The 807-nt window shown below is 70.9% G+C and carries 1 protein-coding gene; it reads left to right on the forward strand.

Annotated elements, in window-relative coordinates; translation table 11 throughout:
* The coding region (locus MXD61_RS05730; protein WP_248811799.1) for an acyltransferase domain-containing protein at nt 1-807 on the forward strand (807 nt) is incomplete at both ends.

The raw sequence follows: 807 nt of genomic DNA on the forward strand, positions 1-807 counted from the left end.
CCGTGGGTGGTGTCGGGGCGGGATGCGGCGGGTCTTTCGGCGCAGGCGGGCCGGTTGTCGGCGTTTGTGTCGGGGCGGCCTGAGCTGGGTCTGGGGGATGTGGGTTTCTCGTTGGTGACCGGCAGGTCGGTGTTCGCGCATCGGGCGGTGGTGGTGGCGAACGACCGGGCGGGTTTGCTGGCGGGGTTGGGGGCGTTGTCGCGAGAGGAGTCGGCGGCGGGCGTGGTGTCGGGGGTGGCGGTTGCCGGGGCGAAGCCGGTGTTCGTTTTTCCGGGTCAGGGGTCGCAGTGGGTGGGGATGGCGGTGGAACTGTCGGCTTCTTTTCCGGTTTTCCGGGAGAGGTTGGAAGAGTGTGCGGCGGCGTTGGAGCCGTATGTGGACTGGTCGTTGGTGGAGGTGGTGCACGGGGTGGAAGGTGCGCCGGATCTGGGGCGGGTGGAGGTGGTGCAGCCGGTGTTGTGGGCGGTGATGGTGGCGTTGGCCGGGTTGTGGGGGTCGTTCGGGGTGGTGCCGTCGGCGGTGGTGGGGCATTCGCAGGGGGAGATCGCGGCGGCGTGTGTGGCGGGGGCGTTGGGTCTTGAGGATGGTGCGCGGGTGGTGGCGGTGCGCAGCCGGCTGGTGGCGGCCGAGTTGTCGGGTCGGGGTGGGATGGCGTCGGTGGCGTTGCCGTCGGAGGAGGTGGCGGAGCGGCTTGGGGGGTGGGCCGGGCGGTTGTCGGTGGCGGCGGTGAACGGGCCGTCGTCGACGGTGGTGTCGGGTGATCCGCGGGCGTTGGACGAGTTCCTGGCCGGTTGTGAAACGCAGGAG

This window comes from Frankia sp. AgPm24, from assembly GCF_023243055.1.
In the GTDB taxonomy this organism is placed as follows: Bacteria; Actinomycetota; Actinomycetes; order Frankiales; family Frankiaceae; genus Frankia; species Frankia umida.